The sequence below is a fragment of the Streptomyces sp. NPDC041968 genome, assembly GCF_055589025.1.
The window spans coordinates 14,129-34,618 of the sequence record NZ_JBVJCB010000016.1 but is presented as its reverse complement, the minus strand read 5'-3'; the positions used below and the strand labels follow the sequence as shown (position 1 = coordinate 34,618).

General features: G+C 71.0%; 19 protein-coding genes and 1 pseudogene. 15 read left to right on the top strand and 5 right to left on the bottom strand.

Annotated elements, in window-relative coordinates; all coding sequences use genetic code 11:
• The first annotated feature begins 62 nt into the window (after positions 1-62).
• Genes ACZ6EG_RS30845 through ACZ6EG_RS30805 form a run of 9 tightly spaced genes read left to right on the top strand, consistent with a single transcriptional unit; the run spans position 63 to position 9,706 of the window.
• Positions 63-863: an enoyl-CoA hydratase/isomerase family protein gene (locus ACZ6EG_RS30845; protein WP_469609491.1), complete on the top strand. Its 801-nt coding sequence runs from the start codon at positions 63-65 to the stop codon at positions 861-863.
• 2 nt (positions 864-865) lie between these two features.
• Positions 866-1,897 carry an acyl-CoA dehydrogenase family protein gene (locus ACZ6EG_RS30840; RefSeq protein ID WP_469609488.1) on the top strand — a complete coding sequence of 344 codons (1,032 nt, stop codon included), beginning with the start codon at positions 866-868 and terminating at the stop codon, positions 1,895-1,897.
• Positions 1,894-3,042, top strand: a complete 1,149-nt coding sequence (locus ACZ6EG_RS30835) for an acyl-CoA dehydrogenase family protein (protein WP_469609485.1) — start codon at positions 1,894-1,896, stop codon at positions 3,040-3,042. Before ACZ6EG_RS30840 ends, ACZ6EG_RS30835 begins: the two co-directional genes overlap by 4 nt.
• A 13-nt stretch (positions 3,043-3,055) precedes the next feature.
• Positions 3,056-4,642, top strand: a complete 1,587-nt coding sequence (locus tag ACZ6EG_RS30830) for a FadD3 family acyl-CoA ligase (protein ID WP_469609482.1) — start codon at positions 3,056-3,058, stop codon at positions 4,640-4,642.
• A complete protein-coding gene (locus ACZ6EG_RS30825; protein WP_469609479.1) occupies positions 4,639-5,826 on the top strand; it encodes a CaiB/BaiF CoA transferase family protein in 1,188 nt (395 codons plus the stop codon). The genes ACZ6EG_RS30830 and ACZ6EG_RS30825 overlap by 4 nt, the downstream gene beginning before the upstream one ends.
• Positions 5,823-6,635, top strand: coding sequence for an enoyl-CoA hydratase/isomerase family protein (locus ACZ6EG_RS30820; protein ID WP_469609476.1), 813 nt, complete (start codon positions 5,823-5,825; stop codon positions 6,633-6,635). Before ACZ6EG_RS30825 ends, ACZ6EG_RS30820 begins: the two co-directional genes overlap by 4 nt.
• Positions 6,632-7,768 carry a thiolase family protein gene (locus ACZ6EG_RS30815; protein WP_469609473.1) on the top strand — a complete coding sequence of 379 codons (1,137 nt, stop codon included), beginning with the start codon at positions 6,632-6,634 and terminating at the stop codon, positions 7,766-7,768. Before ACZ6EG_RS30820 ends, ACZ6EG_RS30815 begins: the two co-directional genes overlap by 4 nt.
• A gap of 14 nt (positions 7,769-7,782) precedes the next feature.
• The gene (locus ACZ6EG_RS30810; RefSeq protein WP_469609470.1) at positions 7,783-8,931 is read left to right on the top strand and encodes an acyl-CoA dehydrogenase family protein; all 1,149 of its coding nucleotides are present in this window, start codon (positions 7,783-7,785) and stop codon (positions 8,929-8,931) included.
• Positions 8,932-8,935: 4 nt separating this feature from the next.
• Positions 8,936-9,706 carry an SDR family NAD(P)-dependent oxidoreductase gene (locus ACZ6EG_RS30805; RefSeq protein WP_469609468.1) on the top strand — a complete coding sequence of 257 codons (771 nt, stop codon included), beginning with the start codon at positions 8,936-8,938 and terminating at the stop codon, positions 9,704-9,706.
• 12 nt (positions 9,707-9,718) lie between these two features.
• Here the strand turns inward: ACZ6EG_RS30805 and ACZ6EG_RS30800 are convergent, their stop codons facing one another.
• Complete coding sequence (locus ACZ6EG_RS30800) at positions 9,719-10,963, bottom strand: amidohydrolase family protein (protein WP_469609465.1); 1,245 nt, start codon at positions 10,961-10,963, stop codon at positions 9,719-9,721.
• Positions 10,957-11,982 (bottom strand): CoA transferase, encoded by a 1,026-nt coding sequence (locus ACZ6EG_RS30795; protein WP_469609461.1) that lies wholly within the window; start codon positions 11,980-11,982, stop codon positions 10,957-10,959. Before ACZ6EG_RS30795 ends, ACZ6EG_RS30800 begins: the two co-directional genes overlap by 7 nt.
• A 48-nt stretch (positions 11,983-12,030) precedes the next feature.
• Between ACZ6EG_RS30795 and ACZ6EG_RS30790 the strand changes: the two genes are divergently transcribed.
• Both ACZ6EG_RS30790 and ACZ6EG_RS30785 read left to right on the top strand, forming a co-directional pair.
• Positions 12,031-12,969, top strand: coding sequence for an enoyl-CoA hydratase/isomerase family protein (locus tag ACZ6EG_RS30790; protein ID WP_469609458.1), 939 nt, complete (start codon positions 12,031-12,033; stop codon positions 12,967-12,969).
• A gap of 228 nt (positions 12,970-13,197) precedes the next feature.
• Complete coding sequence (locus tag ACZ6EG_RS30785) at positions 13,198-14,052, top strand: hypothetical protein (RefSeq protein ID WP_469609455.1); 855 nt, start codon at positions 13,198-13,200, stop codon at positions 14,050-14,052.
• Between the two features lie 19 nt (positions 14,053-14,071).
• Here the strand turns inward: ACZ6EG_RS30785 and ACZ6EG_RS30780 are convergent.
• The 3 genes and pseudogenes from ACZ6EG_RS30780 to ACZ6EG_RS30770 all read right to left on the bottom strand — a co-directional run.
• Positions 14,072-14,230 (bottom strand): annotated as a pseudogene (locus ACZ6EG_RS30780) (LuxR C-terminal-related transcriptional regulator); the annotation flags it as partial.
• A 53-nt stretch (positions 14,231-14,283) separates the two neighbouring features.
• Complete coding sequence (locus ACZ6EG_RS30775) at positions 14,284-14,889, bottom strand: TetR family transcriptional regulator (RefSeq protein ID WP_469609452.1); 606 nt, start codon at positions 14,887-14,889, stop codon at positions 14,284-14,286.
• Between the two features lie 288 nt (positions 14,890-15,177).
• On the bottom strand, positions 15,178-15,306 hold the full coding sequence (locus ACZ6EG_RS30770; RefSeq protein ID WP_469609449.1) for a hypothetical protein: 129 nt from the start codon (positions 15,304-15,306) through the stop codon (positions 15,178-15,180).
• Between ACZ6EG_RS30770 and ACZ6EG_RS30765 the strand changes: the two genes are divergently transcribed.
• The 4 genes from ACZ6EG_RS30765 (at position 15,305) to ACZ6EG_RS30750 (ending at position 20,490) form a co-directional block, all read left to right on the top strand.
• Complete coding sequence (locus ACZ6EG_RS30765) at positions 15,305-16,858, top strand: ABC transporter substrate-binding protein (RefSeq protein WP_469609447.1); 1,554 nt, start codon at positions 15,305-15,307, stop codon at positions 16,856-16,858. The two genes, ACZ6EG_RS30770 and ACZ6EG_RS30765, sit on opposite strands and share 2 nt — an antisense overlap.
• Positions 16,859-16,874: 16 nt before the next feature.
• Positions 16,875-17,816, top strand: coding sequence for an ABC transporter permease (locus ACZ6EG_RS30760; RefSeq protein ID WP_469609444.1), 942 nt, complete (start codon positions 16,875-16,877; stop codon positions 17,814-17,816).
• Between the two features lie 80 nt (positions 17,817-17,896).
• On the top strand, positions 17,897-19,642 hold the full coding sequence (locus tag ACZ6EG_RS30755; RefSeq protein ID WP_469609441.1) for an ATP-binding cassette domain-containing protein: 1,746 nt from the start codon (positions 17,897-17,899) through the stop codon (positions 19,640-19,642).
• The gene (locus ACZ6EG_RS30750) at positions 19,639-20,490 is read left to right on the top strand and encodes an ATP-binding cassette domain-containing protein (RefSeq protein WP_469609438.1); all 852 of its coding nucleotides are present in this window, start codon (positions 19,639-19,641) and stop codon (positions 20,488-20,490) included. The genes ACZ6EG_RS30755 and ACZ6EG_RS30750 overlap by 4 nt, the downstream gene beginning before the upstream one ends.

The following is a 20,490-nucleotide window of genomic DNA, read 5'->3' as shown; positions in this document are numbered from 1 at the left end:
ACATTCTCGTTTTTCAGCAACACCATTGACAATATCGGTCTGACCTTTACTACCATCGCCGCATGAGCGACGTGAGCCCCGTCCTGACCGTGGCCGCCGACGGCAACGTCCGCATCGTCACACTGAACCGGCCGGAGCACCTCAACGGAGTGTCGGAAGTACTGCACCGCCGGTTGTCCGAGGTGTGGCGGGAGCTGGCAGAGGACCCCGGGGCGCGCTCGGTCGTGCTGACCGGAGCGGGACGGGCGTTCAGCGCGGGCGGCGACTTCGACCACCTGCTCCGCCACCACGACGACCCTGCGCTGCGGGAACGCTCGATCCGGCTCGATCGGATCATCCAGACCGAGATGATCCGCTTCCCCCTCCCGCTGATCGCGGCGGTCAACGGCCCGGCGGTCGGACTGGGTTGCAGCCTGGCCCTCGGGTGCGACCTGGTCCTCATGGCCGAGGACGCCTACCTCGCCGACCCTCATGTGTCGGTCGGGCTGGTGGCGGGCGACGGCGGGGTGACCCTCTGGCCGCTGCTGACGAGCCTGCTGCGGGTCAAGGAGTACCTGTTCACCGGCGACCGGATCCCGGCGGCCACGGCGGTCGAGCTGGGCCTGGCGAACCGCCGCTGTCCGGCCGGTGACCTGATGAGCGAGGCTATGAAGCTGGCTCACCGGCTCGCCGCCCAGCCGGCGGAGGCGCTGCGTGCCACCAAGGCGGCCCTGGCTGCCGTGGTCGAGCAGATGTCCCGAGGCGGCATGGAGGCGGCCCTCCTGGCCGAGCGGTCCACGATGACCAGCCCCGACCACATCCGGATCGTCAACGAGCTGGCCTCCCGCACCCGCCGTCGCACAGTCGCTTCCGAGGAGGACTGAGCGTGCAGACCGAGGAATTCACCCTGGTCCGGGACATGCTGCGGTCGTTCGCGACCCGGCACCGCGTCGGGTCCGCCGACGAGGTGACGCCGCGGACCCGTGCCGCCGCGCGGCAGGCGCTGGACGAGCTGGGCCTCGCCGAGCTGCGCCACTCCTCCCCGCCCGCCGCCACGGTCCAGGAGTGCGCGCTGCTCGCCGAGGAGCACGGCAGGCAGCCGCTGACGACCTCTCTGCTCGGTACCGCCCTCCTCGCCCCCGAGTTGTCGCGCCTGCTCGGGATCACGGCCCCGGCGTCCCTCCCCACGATCGCACTCGCCCGCGACCTGCGCTTCCCAGGGCAGCACCCGTCACCGCTGGTCGCCTGGGACTGCGACGCGGCGGACAGTGCGTTGCACGTCGCCCCCGACGGGACCGTACGGCGGGTCGCGCTGGGCCCGCCCACCCGGACCGCCGACCTGCTGCGCAGTGTGCGCGCGGTCCCCGACGACGGCGAGGGCGAGATCGTCGGACGCCTCGGTGCCGAGGCCGGGCAGCGCTGGCAGTCGTACGCACTGGTCGTCGTCACCGCCGAACTGGTCGGTGCGGTGGACGCCTTCGTCGAGCTGAGCACGGACTACGCCCGTGACCGCAGGCAGTACGGGAAACGAATCGGTTCCTTCCAGGCGGTGCAGCACCTGCTCGCCGACGCGAGGGTCCTGGTCGAGGCGTGCGCCAGTGCCACCCGGTACGCCGCCTGGTGCCTGGATCACGAGCCGGCCGGCCGGGCGCTGGCGGCGGCCCGCGTGGCCAAGGCGGAGGTGAACACCTCGGCGGTCGAGGCGGTGTACACGGGCATGCAGGTGTTCGGCGGCATCGCCCAGACCTGGGAGCACGTCGCCCATCTGTATCTGCGCCGCGTCCTCGTGGGGGCGGACCTGCTGGCGACCACGGCCGACCTCCTGACCACGCTGGCCGAGCCCGCCTCTGCCGAGTCCCCGCCCGCCGATACCGGGGCGCCCACTTCCACCGCGGCCGAACCGGAGACGACCCGATGACCGACCTCCCCCTGGACTTCGGCGACCCCGCCGACCTGGAAGGCCTGCGCGGCGACTTCCGCGCCTGGCTCGCGGACCACCCCCTTCCCGCACGCGGCGCGGACGAGCCGGTGCCCGTCTTCCTGCACCGCTGGCATCGCATGCTGCACGCGGGCGGCTGGGTAGGTCTCGACGTGCCGCGGGAGTACGGCGGACGTGGACTGACCCCACTGCACCAGGTCGCGGTCAGCGACGAGCTGGGGGCCCGGGGCGCACCGGGAGTCCCTCGCATCGGCTATCTCGCGCACGCCCTGCTGGAGTTCGGCTCCGAGGAGCAGCGCCGCCGCCTGCTGCCGCGCATGCTCGCGGGCGACGACGTCTGGTGCCAGGGCTTCAGCGAACCGGGCGCCGGCTCGGACCTGGCCGGCATGAGCACCCGTGCCGACCGCGGAGCGGACGGCCACTACACCGTCAACGGTCAGAAGCTCTGGACCAGTTACGCCCAGTACTCCGACCTCTGCCTGCTCCTGGCCCGCACCGGTCCGAGCGCGTCCGCGCACGCCTCCCTCTCGGCGTTCGTGCTCCCGCTGGACCGCCCCGGCGTGACGGTACGCCCCCTGCGCGCGGCCAACGGCGACGACGAGTTCTGCGAGCTGTTCCTCGACGACGTCCGCCTGACCGAAGCGGACCTCATCGGTGCCGAGGGCGCCGGATGGAAACTGGCGATGACGACCGTCTCGTACGAGCGCAACGCTCTCGACACCGGCCACCTGTCCACGTACGGGCTGCTGGTCGAGCGGCTGCGCCGCCGCGCCCACGAGCGTCGCGGCAGTCTTCCCGACGGGTTGCTGTCGGACATCGGCCGGTGCGTCGTCGACTACGGGGTGCTGGTCGCCCACTCCCGCCGTCGCACCGCCGAACGCCTGGCCGGCCGGTCCGCGGGCCCGGAGTCGTCGGTCGACAAACTGCTGATGACCCGGACCGAGCAGCGGCTGTACGAGACGGCACTGAAGGTCTTCCCCGAGGAACTGCACGGCGCGGGCGGGGAGATCTTCGGCGACTACCTCTACTCCCGGGCCGCGTCCGTCTACGGCGGGACCTCTCAGATCCAGCGGAACATCATCGCCAAGCGACTGCTGCGCCTGCCGGCCGACGGCCGTGGCTGAACGGAGCCCCGTCATGCGACACGACCAGGAATTCCGGAGCATCCCCAACGTGGTCAGAGCCGCCGCGCGGCGGTTCGGTGACGCGACCGCCCTCGTCGACGGGAAGCGACGCATCGGGTTTCGCGAACTGGAGGGCCTCATGCTCCGCGCCGTCGCCTCGGCGCGGGCCCTGGGCATCGGTCCGGGCGACCGGGTGGGCCTGTGCGCCCCCAACTCAGTGGAGTGGATCGTGGCGGCCCTCGGCATCCAAGGGGCCGGAGGGATCGTCGTCCCCCTCAACACCCGCTTCAAGCAGCGGGAGCTCTCCTACATCCTGCGCAAGTCCGGGGCCAAGGCCCTGTTCGCCGCGGCGTCCTTCCTCGGCACGGACTACACGGCGGACCTGAAACGGTCCGACCCCGGGCTGCCCGCGCTGCGCACCACCGTGTCACTGCTGGGGGACCGCGGCCGCGCCGACATGACCTGGGACCGGTTCCTCGACCTGGGCACCGGGCCGTCGGCCGCGCACGAGGCGATCGACCGGCTCACCCCCGACCAGGTCAGCGACGTGATGTTCACCTCTGGCACCACCGGCCATCCCAAGGGCGTCACGCTCACCCACGGCCAGTCCCTGCGAGCCTACGGCTGGATGTCCTCGGAGTACGGCTTCGGCGCCTCGGACAGCTTCCTGGTCATCCCGCCGTTCTTCCACTGCTTCGGGTACAAGGCGGGCTGGCTCGCCTCGTTCCTGCACGGTGTGACGGTGATCCCGATGGCGGTCTTCGACGCGGGACGCGCGCTGGAGCTGATCGAGCGGGAGCGGGTCAGCATCCTGCTCGGCCCGCCCACCATCTTCCACGACCTGCTGCACCACCCCGGCCGCCCGCACCGCGACCTGTCGTCACTGCGGGTGTCCATGACCGGCGGCACCACCATCCCCGAGGCCCTGATCCGCGCCATGAAGAAGGACCTGACCTTCGACATCGTGCTGAGCGCCTACGGGCTCACCGAGTCGACGGCGCTGGTGACCAGCACCCGCGTCGGCGACACGGAGGAGACGGTGGCCCGCACCACCGGCCGTCCCATCCCCGACGTCGAGGTCCGTCTCACCGACGCCTCGGGGCAGGAGCTGCCACCGGGGGAGGACGGGGAGGTCCTGGTACGCGGCTACAACGTCACCCGCGGCTACTGGGACGACCCGGAGGCCACCGCCGCGGCGATCGACGGCGCCGGCTGGTTGCACACCGGTGACATCGGCCACCTCGACGGGGCGGGCAACCTCGTGATCGTCGACCGCAAGAAGGAGATGTTCATCGTCGGCGGCTTCAACGCCTACCCGGCCGAGATAGAGAAGCTGCTGCTCGGCTGCGAGCACGTCGCACAGGTGGCGGTGATCGGCGTACCCGACGCGCGCATGGGCGAGGTGGGCTGCGCCTTCGTGGTCCCCGCACCGGGCGCCGACCTCACCGAGGAGGACGTCGTGGCGTGGGCGCGCGAGCACATGGCCAACTTCAAGGTGCCCCGGCACGTGCGGTTCTTGGAGGCGCTGCCCCGCAACGCAGGCCTGAAGGTCCTCAAGGACGACCTGCGTGCCCGGTACGAGGACGGTGAGCGCCGATGAGTGACGGACCGCTGGCCGGCATCACCGTGGTCGCACTGGAGCAGGCCGTGTCGGCACCGATGTGCACCCGCACCCTCGGTGACTTCGGCGCGCGCGTGATCAAGGTCGAGAATCCCCGCGGCGGGGACTTCGCCCGGCACTACGACGACGTGGTGAGCGGCCTCGCGGCGCACTTCGTGTGGGTCAACCGGGGCAAGGAGTCCGTCGCGCTGGACCTGAAGACCGACGCGGGCCTCGCCGTGCTGCACCGGCTGCTGGAACGCGCCGACGTGCTGGTCTCCAACCTCACCCCCGGCACGACCGCCAAGCTGGGCCTGTCCCCCGCCGATCTGGAGGTCCGCCATCCGGACGTGATCGCCGTGGAGATCGACGGGTACGGCGCCGGCGGCCCCCTGTCCCACAAACGCGCCTACGACCTGCTGGTCCAGGCCGAGTCGGGGGCGTGCGCGGTGACCGGGCACCCGGGCGCACCCGCGAAACCGGGTCCGCCGGTGGCCGACGTGTGCAGTGGCCTGTACGCGGCACTGTCCGTCCTGGCCTTGCTGCACGGCAGGAGACGGGGGCGGCCCACCGCCTCCGTCGCGGTGAGCCTGTTCGACACGATGACGGAGCTGATGGGCTACCCGCTGACGTACACCAGGCACTCGGGCGTCGAACAGCAGCCGCTCGGAATGAGCTCGCCCGCCGTGTCCCCGTACGGCGCCTATCCCACCGCCGACGGGCACACGGTGGTCCTCGGCACCACCAACGACCGCGAATGGCAGCGCCTGGCACGGGAGTTGATCGACCGGCCGGACCTGGCGGACGACGAGCGGTTCCACACCAACGCCGGGCGGGTCGAGCACCGGGCCGTCCTGGACGCCGAGATCGGCACCTGGTGCGCGCGGCACGATCTGGCGGACATCCAGGACCGCGCGGACGCCGCCGGGATCGGCAACTCCCGCTTCAACACCCAGACCGACGTCCTGGCGCACCCGCATCTGGCCGCCCGCGACCGCTGGCGGGAGATCGGCACTCCGGGCGGGCCGGTACCCGCCCTGCTCCCGCCTCCCGTCATCGCTGGATACGAACCGCCGATGGGGGCGGTGCCGGCGCTGGGCGAACACACGGACGCCGTGCTCGGCGAACTCGGTTTCGCGGCCGAGGAGATCGCGGCGCTCCGAGAGCGGAGGGCCGTGCGGTGACCGGTCTCCTCATCGACGACGCCGACGGCGTACGGACCCTGACGCTGGACCGCCCGCACCGCAGGAACGCGATCGACGCCGAGCTGTGGGAGACGTTGCGCGCCGCCCTCGACGACGCCGGTCGGGACCGGAGCGTGCGCGCCCTGGTCCTCACCGGCGCGGGCGGTGCCTTCTGCTCGGGAGCGGATATCTCCAAAGGGCTCAGCAGCGCCCACCCCCTCTACCGGATGCGTCCATTGACCGACGTGACGCTGCTGCTGCACGATCTGCCGGTGCCGACGGTCGCCAAGGTGACGGGGGTGGCGGTGGGCGCGGGCTGGAACCTCGCCCTGGGCTGCGATCTGGTCGTGGCGACCCCGGAGGCGAGGTTCTCGCAGATCTTCACGCGGCGTGGGCTGTCCCCCGACTGCGGCGGCTCCTGGCTGCTGCCCCGGCTGGTCGGTCTCCAGCAGGCCAAACGGCTCGCGCTGCTGGCGGACACGATCGGCGCCGAGGAGGCCCGCGCCCTGAACCTGGTGACCTGGGTGGTGGACGGCACGGAGGTGGACGCCTTCGTCGACGGCCTCACCGCGCGCCTGGCGGCCGGCGCGCCCGTGGCGCTCGCCCAGACCAAAGCACTGCTGAACGAGAACGCCGACCGCACCCTGCGCGAGTCGCTCGCCGGCGAGGCGCGGGCGCAGGCGGCGAACTTCGCGACCGCCGACGTGCGCGAGGCCTACGCGGCCTTCGCCGACCGACGCGATGCCCATTTCACCGGCCGCTGGGCGGTGCCCGGTACGAGTGCCGGACGATCGGAGGACGAGACGTGACTCGGGAAGCGGTGATCGTCGGGGCGGTCCGCACCGCCGTCGGCAAGCGGGGCGGTGGACTGGCCGACGTCCACCCCGCGGACCTGTCCGCGGCCGTGCTGCGAGCCCTCGCGGAGCGGTCCGGGGTCGACCCGGAGGTGGTCGACGACGTCGTCTGGGGCTGTGTGTCCCAGATCGGTGACCAGTCGAGCAACATCGCCCGGTACTCGGTGCTGGCGGCGGGCTGGCCGGAGAGTGTTCCGGGGACGACGGTCAACCGGGCGTGCGGGTCCAGCCAGCAGGCGCTGGACTTCGCCGTGCAAGCGGTCCTGTCGGGCCAGCAGGAGGTGGTCGTGGCGGGCGGCGTCGAGGCGATGAGCCGGGTGCCGCTGGGGTCCGCGAAGGCCGACGGGACGCCGTACGGCCCGCGGGCCCTCGACCGCTACCGGGGCTTCTCCTTCAACCAGGGGATCTCGGCGGAGCTGATCGCGCGGAAGTGGGGCTTCTCGCGCGAGGAGCTCGACGCGTACGCGGCGCTCTCGCACGAGCGCGCCGCAGCGGCGCAGGACGCCCGAGCGTTCGCGCCGGAGATCGTCCCCGTGGCGGGGACCGACGCCGACGAGGGGATACGGCGCGGCACGAGCGTGGACACGCTCGCGAAGCTCAAGCCCTCTTTCCAGGAGGACGGTGTGATCCACGCGGGCAACGCCTCACAGATCTCCGACGGAGCGGCCGCCCTGCTCGTCACCACCGCCGACAGGGCGCGGGAACTGGGGCTCGCTCCCCTGGTCCGCTACCGGGCCGGCGCGGTCGTCGGCTCCGACCCGGTGCTGATGCTCACCGGGCCGATCCCGGCGACCGAGAAGGTGCTGCGCAGGGCAAACCTCGCCGTCCGGGACATCGGCGTCTTCGAGGTGAACGAGGCGTTCGCACCGATCCCGCTGGCCTGGCTCACCGAAACCGGCGCCGACGCGGAGCGGCTGAACCCCCTCGGCGGCGCCATCGCGCTCGGCCACCCGCTGGGGGCGTCGGGAGCGGTGCTGATGACCCGCATGATCCATCACATGCGCGCGCACGGCATCCGTTACGGCCTCCAGACCATGTGCGAGGGCGGCGGCACCGCGAACGCCACCGTCGTCGAACTCGCCGACTGACGAAGGGTGTCACCGTGCGCAGAGACGTCTTCACCGCCGACCACGAGGACTTCCGGGAGCTGGTCCGGGACGTCGTGGCCAAGGAGGTGGCCCCGCACTACGCCGAGTGGGAACGGGCCGGGCGGCTGCCCCGCTCCTTCTTCGAGCGGCTCGGCTCGATCGGTCTGCTCGGTATGGCGATACCCGAGGAGTACGGGGGCGGCGGACAGCCCGACTACCGCTACAACGTCGTTCTCCAGGAGGAGGCGGCCCGCGCCCTGGTCACCCTGGGCACGGTCCGCACCCAACTCGACGTGGTGCTGCCGTACTTCCTCGCCTACGCGGACCGGGGGCAGCGGGCGCGCTGGTTTCCCGGCCTGGCCTCCGGCCGGCTGCTGACCGCCATAGCGATGACCGAGCCCGGCACCGGTTCCGACCTCGCGGGGATGCGCACCACCGCTGTACGGGACGGGGACGCCTACGTCCTCAACGGCGCGAAGACCTTCATCACGGGCGGGCTGCTGGCCGATCTCGTGATCGTGGTGGCGCGTACCGCTCAGGATCCCGGCGACCGGCGGGCGGGGCTGACGCTGCTGGTGGTGGAGGACGGGATGCCCGGGTTCACTCGGGGGCGGGTGCTGGAGAAGATGGGCATCAAGGCGCAGGACACCGTGGAACTGGCCTTCGACGACGTCCGTGTGCCCGTCGTCAACCGGCTCGGCGAGGAGGGTGCGGCCTTCTCCTACCTCGGGCACAACCTGCCGCAGGAGCGCATGACCGTGGCGGTCGGCTCGGTGGCTCAGGCGCGGGCGGCGCTCGATGCGACCCTCGCGTACGTGAAGGAGCGGAAGGTGTTCGGCACCACCGTCGCCTCGTTCCAGAACACCAAGTTCGAGCTCGCCGCCGTGGCCGCCGAGGTGGAGGCCGCACAGGCCGTCGTCGACCGGGCCGTGCTGGAACTCGTCGACGGCCGGCTCTCCGGCGCCGACGCCGCCAAGGTCAAGCTGTTCTGCACCGAGGTACAGGCCCGCGCCGTCGACCGGTGCCTCCAGCTGTTCGGCGGGTACGGCTACATGCTGGAGTATCCGATCGCCCGGCTGTACGCGGACGCGCGCATCACCCGCATATACGCCGGGACCAGTGAGGTCATGAAGGTCATCATCGCCAAGTCCCTGGGGTTGTGAGGAAATGGAAGACTTCTCCTCCCGTCCCGGTACCGCCCTCGTCGCGGGCGGTACCGGTGGCATCGGGGCGGCCGTCGTACGGATGCTCGCGGCCCGCGGCAGCGACGTCGTGCTCACCTACCGGGCCAGTCAGGAGGCCGCGTACGCGCTCATCGACGAGGTGAAGGCGGCCGGGCGCAGGGCCGTGGCCGTCCAGCTCGACCTGACCGACGAGGAGGCGACCGCGCGGGCGGTGCGCGACGCGGCGGCGGACTTCGGCGGCCTCCACACGGTGGTGTACGCGGCCGGACCGCATGTGCCCATGACGCATCTCAGCAAGGTGACGCCCGGCCGGTACCGGGCGCAGCTGGAGGCCGACGCGGTGGCGTTCTTCAGCCTCGTCCACCCGGCGCTGCCGTTGCTGCGGATGAGCCGGGGCAGTGTCGTCGCCGTGACGACGGTCGCCACCCGGCGCTTCCCGGTACGTGACGGGCTGTCCTCGGGCGCCAAGGGGGCGGTCGAGGCGGTGGCCCGGGCACTGGCCGCCGAGGAGGGACGCTACGGCGTCCGCGTCAACTGTGTCGCCCCGGGCATGCTCACGGACGGCATCGCGGGGCGGCTGATCAGCACCGGGGAACTGGACGAGGACGCTCTCGCCGTCACGCGGCGCAACATTCCGATGCGCCGGTTCGGGCAGGCACGGGACATCGCGGAGGCGGTCGCGTTCCTCGCGTCCGACCGGGCCGGGTTCATCACTGGGCAGGCACTGGGGGTGGACGGCGGGTACAGCGTCTGAGCACGGGCTGGTTCAGGGAGCGATCTGACGTCCGCCGACGTACACGGCCCGAACGGTGTCGGCGGACAGGACGTGGAGCGCCTCCCGCACAGGCACGTGGAGCAGGCACAGGTCGGCCGGCGCACCGACCGACAGCCGGCGTGCGCGGGCGGGCTGCTCGGGCGCGCCGAGGAAGAGCCCCAGGGCGGCCTCCGGTGTCACCCCCTCGCCGTCCTCCCGGCCGACCGCGGCCCGCATGACCGCCCACGGGTCGTCGGTCCCGTACGGCGCGTCGGTGCCGGCGGCGAGCGGGATGCCCGCTTCGGCCAGACTTCGGCACCGGTAGAGGGGGTGGTCGTCCGGGCGGACCTCGGTGGCGTACTGGCGGCCCCGTTCCACCGGGAAGTGCGGCTGGGTGACGACCGTCAGCCCGAGTCGCCGGATCCAGGGCACGGTCTCGGCCGGAATCACCGCGCCGTGCTCGATCCGGTCCCCGGTGACCGGGCCGGTCTCCTGCACGGCGAGCAGGGTGACGAGCAGCTGCACGCGCGTGACGCAGTGCACGGCCACGGGTCGGGGCCGTGCCTCGCGCACCAAGGCGGCGAGTTCGCCCGGGGTGGGCAGGGTGGCGTCGTTGAGCATGATCTTGGTCGGGGAGTCGACGCCCATGACGGTGAGCCGCTGCGGCAGCACCGACAGGGTCCGCCGCAGGCCGGGCGCGGGTCGGGGGTCGGCGTTGGTGAAGCCCGTGACGCCGAGACGCGCGGCGCGTCGGCCCAAAGCCGCCAGATCGAGCCGCACCGGCGGGATCAGGTGCCGCAGCCGCTCGTCCTCCCGCCACAGCCTGCCATCGCCGTCCAACCCCGCCGCCCGCAGCGCAGGGGTGTTGAGGAACCACATCGCCCCGCTGCGGTGCTGCACCCGCACGGGCCGGTCGGCGACGATCGCGTCCAGTACGGAGCGGTCCAGGTTCCCCGCGACACTCTCGTGGTAGCCGACCGCCCGCACCCATTCCCCAGGTGGCCCGCTCCGCAGTGCCTGAGCGAATCCTGCGGGGGTACGGACCTCGGCCGGGCCCACGTGGACCGAGGAGGCGTCGGCGGCCAGTGCCATGAGGTGGACGTGGTGGTCGTGCAGTCCGGGCAGCAACGCCCCTCCGCCTCCGTCCACCTGGCTCTCCCCGGCGAGATGGCGCCCGATCTCGCTGATCCGCCCGTGGGCACCGATCCGTACGTCTGCAGGGGCGTACCCCTCGACCTCCACGTTCCGGATCAGCACGGTGCCGTCCGGCAGTCGGCGAGCGCGGCGGCACAGGCCGCCATGGACACGCACAGCAGCTCCGCGCCGCCGGTGGCGAGGGAGCGGACGGCCGCCTGCGCGGCGTACAGGCCGGTGACGGGGTCGGCGAGGGCGTCCCCCAGGAACACGGGGTCGCCGTGCGGGTCGCGGCCGACCAGGCCGCCGGCCACCGCCGCGTCGTCCCCGAAGGCGATCCGGTCGTCGTCGCGACCGTACCCGGTGATACTGACCCAGACCCGTCCGGGACGCGCGGTGAGGAACTCCTCTGCGAACAGCCCCAGTTGGCGTAGCGCTCGCGGCCGGGAGGCTTCGATGACGACGTCCGCCCGGTCCACGGCGTCCGCCAGAGCGCCGGACGCGAAGTCCAGGACCAGGCTGCCGTGTCCCTCGTGCAGCCAGCGGTAGAACTCCGGATTCCCCGACCGTGCGCCGTCCCGTCTGGTAGTGCTCTCCACCTTGGTCACCTGTGCCCCTGCCAGGCCGAGCAGTCGCGCGCACAGAGGTCCGGCCCAGAGGGCGGACAGGTCGAGTACGCGCAGGCCGGTGAGCGGGCGGCGCCGCCTCTCGCCGTAGGGCCGGGCGCGTACCGGGGCGCGGCCTGAACAGGCCGTTGCGAGTGCGGCGGCGGGAATTCCCACCGTCTGCGCGGCGTCGGCGAGTCGGAAGGCGGTGGTTGTGCGGGCACCACCGTCCAGGTCCGTGTCCCGCGCGCCGAGAAGGGCCAGCAGCGCGGGCAGTGACGCGTGGTCGTCGGGTCGGGCCAGGTTGACGGCGGCCCATCCGTCGGTGGTCCGCAGGAGTCGGCAGGAACCGCCTGCCGACGTCCGGCCCGGTGAGGGCAGCCCGGCGAGCCGTGCCCGCAGGAAGAGGGCCGTGGGCAGGTCCACGACGACGCCGGTACGGGCTTCCAGGTCGTCCGCGACGGCCCGGAGCGGGACGAGGTACGGCGCGACGCCGGACATCCACGGGCCGAGAGCGAGAGCGTCATTCTTGAGCACGTGAATTCCCTTCTCTCTGGCAGATAGGAAGATTACACTCAGGCGGCCATGGAGTCGCCGTGCCGCGTGATCGCCCTCGCCCCTTCGACACCACCGCCGCCCCGTGCGCACGACCAGGTTCTGGTGGGGGTGGCCAACAGGCCGGGTGAGGCCCCGGCCGCCTTCGACGTCCTCCTGACCGAGGGCACCGGCGCACCCCGCCCATGGGTCGCGTGCGCCGATCCCTGGGCCACCGCGCGCCGCATCGCCGACGAGGTGGAACGGCACCCCGCCGCCTCCGTCGCCCTCGTCCAAGTGCTGCGGATGGGTCCGGCGCTCGCCCCACCGGACAGGCTGCTGGTCGAATCCCTCGCCTACTCGGCCCTTCAGGGCGGTGCGGACTTCCGCACCTGGCTGGCCGCCTCCCCGCCCCGCAGGCCGCGGCCCTCGGCGGAACCGGTGCGCCTCAGCCGCGACGGCGACCACCTGGACGTCGTACTCGACCGCCCGTGGGCACGCAACGCCTTCGACGCGGCCACCCGGGACGCCCTCTGCGAAGCGCTCGACGTCGCCGCGGCCGATCCGACGATCACCCGCGTCGACGTGCGCGGCACCGGACCCGCGTTCTGCGCCGGGGGCGACCTCACCGAGTTCGGCACCTCACGGGACACCACCGAGGCGCACCGGGTGCGGGTGTCCCGCAGTCCCGCCGCGCTGCTTCTGCGCTGCGCCGCCAAGGTGACCGCGCACCTGCACGGTGCCTGTGTGGGTGCGGGCATCGAACTGGCGGCGTTCGCCGGGCGGGTGACGGCCGCGCCCGACACGGTGATCCGCCTGCCCGAGATCGGGATGGGTCTGATCCCCGGCGCCGGGGGCACGGCGAGCCTGCCCGTACGTGTCGGCCGGGAACGGACCGCCTACCTGGCACTGTCCGGTGCCGCGCTGACCGCGGCGGAGGCACTGCGCTGGGGACTGGTGAACGAGATCACGGAAAGCCGCTGGCGCTGAGTGGTTCGGCGAATCCACTCTGGGACGGCCTGGTCCTGGCCCACTTCAGCGCCCCCGGCTTCGGCTGCGGGCAGGCACTGGTGGACGGCGTCCACCGACTCACCGGCCAGAACTGGGTCGAAGGACTGGCCACCCTCAACCGGCCGGACAACGGCCTCTGACGGAACGGAAGCACGGACACATGACCGCACCGCCCTTCGACTGTCCCTACACCTCGCCGTCGTCGACATGCCGGACACCGAACACTCACTGACCGGTGTGCGCCCCGGTGACACCGTTCACGTGGACAACCGCAACTTCCTCGCAGCCCAGACTTATCACCGGCACCAAGTGCCGGGCCCCGAGTACCCGGTGTGGGACCAGTACCGCGACACCACCGGCGCACCGCTCCTACCCCAACGACCCTGCCTGCTCGCTCCGTTGTTCGCTGCCGCCGCGGCCGGACAGGTACCCGGCGGGAAGTTCACCGGCAAGATGATCGTCGTGTCCTGCCTGCTCGACCGGGAAGCCTTCCCCTGGCAGGCCGACTGGTACCGCGGCCGGGCCGCCGAACATCTCTGCGCCGCCCTCGACGACCATTTCCGGCTCTGGTACGTCGACAACGCGCTGCACGCCGATGCGGAGCGGCAGGAGCACCCGACTCACACCGTCAGCTACCTCGGCGTTCCGCACGAAGCGCTGCGCAGCCTTGCCGACTGGGTGGAGAAGGACATCCCACCGGCCCACGGCACCCGCTACGAGATCCGTGACGGACAAGTCGTCGTCCCCGAATCGGCCACCGAGCGCGGCGGCGTGCAGCCGGTGGCGCGGATCACCGCCGACGGTGCGCAGCGGGCCGATGTCCCCGCCGGCGCACGCGTGACGCTGACGGCGAACGTCGAGTGTCCGCCGGGGGCGGGGAGGATCGTGCGGGTCCAGTGGGACCTGGACGGGGACCCGGCTGACTCTCGAACGCCACCACACCTACGCCGTGCCGGGCACCCGCTTCGCCACCGTTCGGGTCTCGACGCAACGCGACGCGGATCCGGAGACACCGTTCGCCCGCATCGACAACCTGGCCCGGGCCCGGATCGTCGTGCGTGACTGACCACACCAGCTGTGCACGGTCGTGAGCCTGCGACTTGGACGTCGAGCGTCGGATGTGGCTGCGAACGGTCAAGGGGCTGAGGAGGAGTGCGTCGGCGATCTCACCGTCGGACTTGTCGAGCGCGGTGAGCCCGACGACCTCCCCCTCGGACGGGGCACGGACGTGACAACGCAGTGGCGGTTCACGGTCGCACCGCTCCGACAGCGATCACGTGACGACGTCGGCGGTCACTGCTCCCCTGGGGCGCTGATCAGCCCGAGAAAGGCGTTCAGTGATTCAGCCAGGTCGATCCGCGGATCCAGCAACCACTGCATCTGCAGGCCGTTGAGCACGGCCTGGAAGAGGACGGCCGCCTGCTCCGGCGACAGCCCTTCACGGAGCTTCCCCTGAGCCGACTGCTCATGGGCGGCGTGCGCCAGGTGCACGCGACTCCGCTCGTAGCGTTCGACGAAGTAGTCGTGCGCCGGATGGTCCGGACGGGACGACGTGGCCGCCAGCTCGAGCCACAGCCGCATCAGCTCGGGAGACTTCTGGTGACGGAGCAGCACGTCGACGAGATACCGGCCCAGTGATTCGGTGCGCCCGTCGACCTCCGCTTCACCCTCCTGCCATTCCTCGGTGTCCCTTTGCGCGAGCACCGCGGCGAGCAGGTCCTCCTTGGTGCGGAAGTGGTGCAGCAGACCGGCATGTGTGATGCCCGCCCGTTCCGCGATATCACGCAGCGAAGCTCCCGCGTAACCGCGGTCGGCGAAGCTGTCGCGCGCCGCCCGCAGAATGTCCGCCTGCCGTGCCGCCGTCTTCGCATACGGTCCACGCGACTTCGACTGCCCCACGGTGAACGTCTCCCTTCTCGGGCACCGCGATGGCACCCCTTCCGACGCGGCCGCACCGACGCCTCGCCCGAGGTCCCGACGCCTACCCGCTCAGCCCGGTGGCCCCAATGTTTACCACGTGGTCGCATTCCGCGCCGCTAGGTCCGCACCACTCCGGATTCCGCACAGAGCCACCGCCGCCCCCACCCACCGAATGTAACGCCTTTATCACGAAGGTTGACCACCATCTTCCGCACTCTCCCGACCTGGGTCAGAGTTCCGACCGAAAACCAACCTAGTGGTAAGCGTTCACGAAGCGCCTCGCACCGTGCCGTCCCACCCGTCCAGTGCACCGGCGAAGCCGTGGGCGTTGCGGCCCCACACCGGCACGACCACGACGTCCTCACGGACCTCCCGCAGTCGAAGGAGATTGCCCATGCGCATCCGCTTCCCGCTCGTACGGCCGTTGTCCCGGGTCGCACCCGTGGCCGTCGCCGGCGCGGTCCTGCTCTCGACGACGGCGTGCGACAGTCAGTCGGGCGATACCTCGTCGGGCTCCGGCCGGACCCTTTCCCTGGCCATCATCGGCACCCCGAACTCCTTCGACCCCACCCAGCTCGTCGAGGGCCAGCAGACGTACGTCTGGAACTCGGTCTACGACACGCTACTCATCCAGGACAACGAGGGCCGGTTGGTACCCGGCGCGGCGGAGAGCTGGGAGTACTCGGACGACGCGCGCACGCTGACGCTGCGGATCCGCAAGGGAATGAAGTTCAGTTCGGGCACACCGGTGACCTCGGCCGCGGTGAAGGCCACCCTGGACCGGATCGGGGCGACGCCCGGCGCGAGTCAGATGGGTCTGGCCGCCGTGGCGTCGGTGGAGACCAACGGTGACCACGGGGTCGTCATCAAGCTCAAGCGTCCGGACGGCTCCCTGCTGTCCGCACTCTCGGGCGCCCCCGGAGTCATCGGCGACCCCAAGACGATGACATCGAAGAGCTCCGCGCTCAACCCGGTCGGTTCCGGCCCGTACACCCTCGACAAGGGCGCGACGGTGAACGGCTCGGTCTACGTGCTGAAACGGCGCGACGACTACTGGAACAAGAAGGCCTACCCGTTCCCCACCGTCAAGGTGCGGGTCATCGCGGACCGCACCGCGGCCCTCAACGCCCTCAAGGCCGGCGAGGTCAACGCCGGCAGCGTCGAGGCCACGCACCTGGGCGCCCTCAAATCCTCCGGCTTCGAGGTCACGAACGTGGAGGCCACGTCCGCGGGTGTCCTGATGCTGGCCGACCGGGACGGTTCAAAGCTCAAGCCGTTGGGTGACGTGCGCGTGCGCAAGGCGATCAACATGGCCTTCGACCGGGAGAAGATCGTCAAGCAGATCCTCCAGGGCAGCGGCAAGCCCACCGTGCAGGTGTACAACCCCAAGGGCGACGCCTACGACCCGGCTCTCGAGAAGACGTACGCCTACGACCCGGCCGAGGCCAAGCGGCTGCTGGCCGAGGCGGGTTACGCGAACGGGTTCACCGTCCCGATGCCGAGCCTGGTGTACACCAAGCCCTTCGAGCCGACCATCACCCAGTCGCTGAAGGACATCGGCATCACCGTGCAATGGGAGACGGTGCCTGCCCAGCAGACCAACTCCGCGTTCATGTCCAAGAAGTACCCGATGTTCTTCACGATGGACGGCCTCAACGCCGCCCCCATCGAGACGCGGAACAACTTCAGCCCGACCGGCACGCGCAACGTGTTCGGCAACACCGACAAGCGGTTCGACACGCTCCTGAACCAGGCCAACAACGAAGTGGATCCGGCCGCTGCCGCCAAGATCTACAAGGAGATCAACGCTTTCACCGTCGAGAAGGCGTGGAACGCTCCCGTCTTCTACGTCGGCACCCACTGGGTGACCAAGAAGGGCATTCGCTACCTCGGCGACGGCTCCTCCACGTTCAGCACCGTTCGCCAGTTCGGCGTCACGGGCCAGTGACCGGAGGAACCGAACCATGATCACCTATGTGTTGCGCCGCCTGGGCACCGGCCTGGTCCTCGCCGTACTCGTCACCCTGATCACCTTCCTGCTACTGGGCACCTCCTTCGACGACGTCGCCGGCACCCTCCTCGGCAGCGGGGCGACACCGGAGAGCGTCCAGGCGCAGAAGGCCCACATGGGCCTCGACCGGCCCGTTCTCACCCAGTACGCGGACTGGCTGTCCCACGCGATCCGCGGTGACCTCGGCGCCTCCTACTTCACCGCCGAACCCGTCCGTTCCGCCATCACCGCCCGGCTCGGTGTCACCCTGTCCGTCGTCCTCGCCGCCCTGCTCTTCACCGCGGTGATCAGCGTGGCCCTCGGCGTCCTGGCCGCCTCCCGCGGCGGTGCCGTAGACCGGGTGGCCCAGGGTGCCTCGCTCATCGGCTTCCTCGTACCGAACCTCCTCATCGCGATCGCCCTCGTCTATCTCCTGGCGATCGAGCTGAAGTGGTTGCCGGCCACCGGCTACACACCGTTCGCCGAGGACCCCGGCAGCTGGGCGACGTCCATCGCCATCCCGGTGGCGGCCCTCATGATCCCGGGCATCGCCAACCTCTCGGCACAGATCCGCGGCGCCATGATCGGCGAACTGCGCAAGGACTACGTACGCACCCTCCGCACACGCGGCGTTCCCACCAGGTCGATCGTGTTGCGGCACGCCCTGCGCAACGCCGCCGGGCCCGCGCTGACCGTACTGTCCCTCGAATTCGTGCAGATGCTCGGCGGCGCGCTGATCATCGAGAAGGTCTTCGCCCTCCCCGGCTTCGGCAGCTACGCCTTCGACGCGTCGTTGCAGGGCGACGTCCCGATCATCATGGGTATCACCCTCTTCGGCGTGCTGCTCGTGGTCTGCGTCAACCTCGCCGTCGACCTCGTGAACGGCTGGCTCAACCCGAAGGCGAGAATCCATTGAGCGGCTCGGTCAAGGCACCTGAACCGAACACCCTTGAGACACCGGCCGACACCGACCGGAAGCCGGCCCTGCACACTCTCATGCGTGACCCGCAGGCCGTCATCAGCGCGGGCATCCTGGTCGTCATCGTGCTGCTGGGTCTGCTGGCCCCGCTGCTCACCGCGCACGGCCCCAACCACTCCTCGCTGGACGCGGTCAACGCCGCTCCGGGCACGGAGGGCTACCTCCTCGGCGGGGACAAGAGCGGGCGCGACATCTTCGCCCGGCTGCTCAACTCGGTCAATACGAGCGTCGTCTCGGCCCTGATCGGAGCGAGCATCGCCCTCGCCATCGGTGTCACCTTCGGTCTGGTCGGCGGCTACTTCGGCCGGCGTGTCCGCGGTCTCACCGAGTGGGTGTTCAGCCTCGTCATGACGTTCCCCGGGCTGCTGCTGCTCATCGTGCTGCTCCCGGTGACCGATGGCGACTACCGTGCCACGATGATGATCTTCGGGGTGCTGCTCTCTCCGGGCATCTATCGTCTGGTGCGCAACCTGGTCGTCGGTGTCAGCAAGGAACTCTACGTCGACGCCGCCCGGGTCTCCGGACTTCCCGACCGGCGCATCCTCAGCCGGCACGTCCTGTCCATCGTCCGCGGGCCGATCGTGATCGCGGCGGCGTTCCTCGCCGGGTCCTCCATCGCCGTGCAGTCCGGACTGGCGTTCCTGGGCATCGGTTCCAACGAGGTGTCCAGCTTCGGCGCGATGATCGCTGACGGTTTCACCAACCTCTACGAGGAGCCCCTGCAGTTCGTCTGGCCCAGCCTGTTCCTCGGAGTGATGACCGCGTCCCTGGTGCTGCTCGGCAACGCGCTGCGGGACGCGCTGGAGGGGGGCAGGCCGAAAGCGTCCGGCGTCGTCGGGGCCCGGCCCCGGACCGCCCCCACGGCCGGCACGGCGAAAACTGCGGTCACGAGTACCGCCTCCGGACTGCTCGTCGTGGAGGACCTCACCATCGCCTATCCCGCCCCTTCCGGGGAGTCGACGGAGGTCGTCAGCGGGGTCAGCCTCAGCCTGGAAGCCGGGGAGACTCTGGGACTCGTCGGCGAGTCGGGCTCCGGTAAGACCCAGACCGCGTTCGCCGCGCTCGGGGTGCTGCCCCCGGAGGCGACGATCACCCGGGGCTCCATCCGCCTCGACGGACGCGAACTCCTGGGACTCGCGGAAACCGAACTGCGCAAGGTTCGGGGCACATCGATCGGCTACGTCCCTCAGGAGCCCCTGTCCAATTTGGACCCGTCCTTCACGGTGGGATCGCAGCTCGTCGAGGGCGTCCGGGCGGCCACCACCCTGTCGCGGAGCGAGGCGCGCGAGCGGGTCCTCGCCCTCCTGCAGCGTGTGGGCATACCGGATCCCCGGCGGACCTTCGACTCCTACCCGCACCAGTTATCGGGAGGCATGGCCCAACGTGTGCTCATCGCGGGCGCCGTCGCGAGCCGGCCGTTGTTGCTCATAGCCGACGAGCCGACCACCGCTCTCGACGTGACCGTGCAGGCAGAGATCCTCGACCTGCTGCGGGATTTGCAGAAGGACCTCAACATGGCCGTACTCCTGGTCACCCACAACTTCGGCGTCGTCGCCGACAGCTGCGACCGCGTCGCGGTCATGCGCCAGGGCGAGATCGTGGAGACAGGAACCACCGAGGAACTCTTCAGCCGACCCTCGCATTCCTACACGCGGATGCTGCTCGACTCCATCCTCGACGACGGTGCCGTGCGCACCGACGGGCCGGCCGACGCCGTGGCCTCCGACAGCAGCAGCGCCGCTCCCGACACGGAGGCGTCATGACCACCCCCCTCCTCGACGTGACCGATCTGCGCGTCTCCTACCCCGGGCGGGGCCTGCGAGCCCGTCCGCACGAGGTTCTGCACGGAGTGTCCCTGCACGTGCGCGAGGGCGAGACCCTGGGGCTCGTCGGGGAGTCGGGGTCAGGCAAGACGACCATCGGCCGCGCCGTCCTCGGGCTGGTCAAGCCCAGCGGTGGGCGCGTCCTCTTCCAGGACCAGGACATCACCCACGTCCCGCCGAAGGCCCGCCGCAGCCTGGCCCGCGACATCCAGGTGGTCTTCCAGGACCCCTACACGTCCCTCAACCCGTCCCTCACCATCGGTGACATCCTCAGTGAACCACTCGTGGTACGGGGTGCGTCCGGCAGCGACGCCCGGACCCGCGTACGGGAGCTGCTGGACCACGTGGGCCTGCCCACGAACGCCTCCGCGCGGCTGCCCCGGGAGTTCAGCGGCGGTCAGCGGCAGCGGGTGGCGATCGCACGCGCCCTGGCGCCGAAGCCCCGGCTCGTCGTGTGCGACGAACCCGTCTCGGCTCTCGACCTGTCCACCCAGACCCGGGTCCTGGACCTGTTCATCGACATCCAGCGCCGCACCGGCGTCTCCTACCTGTTCGTCTCGCACGACCTGTCGGTCATCCGGCACATCAGCCACCGGGTCACCGTGCTGTACCGGGGTGACGTGGTGGAGACCGGACCGGCGGACCGCATCACCTCCTCCCCCGAACATGCCTACACACAGGCCCTCCTGCTGGCCGCGCCGGTCGCGGACCCGGTGCGGCAGCGGGAGCGCCGTTCGGAGCGCCGCCGACTGGCCTCGCTCGAACCGTCCGAGACGAAAGCGAACTGA

What these genes read in the sequence shown, in the direction of transcription:
- ACZ6EG_RS30835 (WP_469609485.1), top strand. Translation starts at nt 1,894, where the DNA reads ATGACCGACCTCCCCCTGGACTTCGGCGACCCCGCCGACCTGGAAGGC.
- ACZ6EG_RS30770 (WP_469609449.1), bottom strand. Translation starts at nt 15,306, where the DNA reads ATGGGCAATCTCCTTCGACTGCGGGAGGTCCGTGAGGACGTCGTGGTC.
- ACZ6EG_RS30755 (WP_469609441.1), top strand. Translation starts at nt 17,897, where the DNA reads ATGCGTGACCCGCAGGCCGTCATCAGCGCGGGCATCCTGGTCGTCATC.
- ACZ6EG_RS30790 (WP_469609458.1), top strand. Translation starts at nt 12,031, where the DNA reads ATGGAGTCGCCGTGCCGCGTGATCGCCCTCGCCCCTTCGACACCACCG.
- ACZ6EG_RS30785 (WP_469609455.1), top strand. Translation starts at nt 13,198, where the DNA reads ATGCCGGACACCGAACACTCACTGACCGGTGTGCGCCCCGGTGACACC.
- ACZ6EG_RS30805 (WP_469609468.1), top strand. Translation starts at nt 8,936, where the DNA reads ATGGAAGACTTCTCCTCCCGTCCCGGTACCGCCCTCGTCGCGGGCGGT.
- ACZ6EG_RS30760 (WP_469609444.1), top strand. Translation starts at nt 16,875, where the DNA reads ATGATCACCTATGTGTTGCGCCGCCTGGGCACCGGCCTGGTCCTCGCC.
- ACZ6EG_RS30765 (WP_469609447.1), top strand. Translation starts at nt 15,305, where the DNA reads ATGCGCATCCGCTTCCCGCTCGTACGGCCGTTGTCCCGGGTCGCACCC.
- ACZ6EG_RS30830 (WP_469609482.1), top strand. Translation starts at nt 3,056, where the DNA reads ATGCGACACGACCAGGAATTCCGGAGCATCCCCAACGTGGTCAGAGCC.
- ACZ6EG_RS30825 (WP_469609479.1), top strand. Translation starts at nt 4,639, where the DNA reads ATGAGTGACGGACCGCTGGCCGGCATCACCGTGGTCGCACTGGAGCAG.
- ACZ6EG_RS30750 (WP_469609438.1), top strand. Translation starts at nt 19,639, where the DNA reads ATGACCACCCCCCTCCTCGACGTGACCGATCTGCGCGTCTCCTACCCC.
- ACZ6EG_RS30845 (WP_469609491.1), top strand. Translation starts at nt 63, where the DNA reads ATGAGCGACGTGAGCCCCGTCCTGACCGTGGCCGCCGACGGCAACGTC.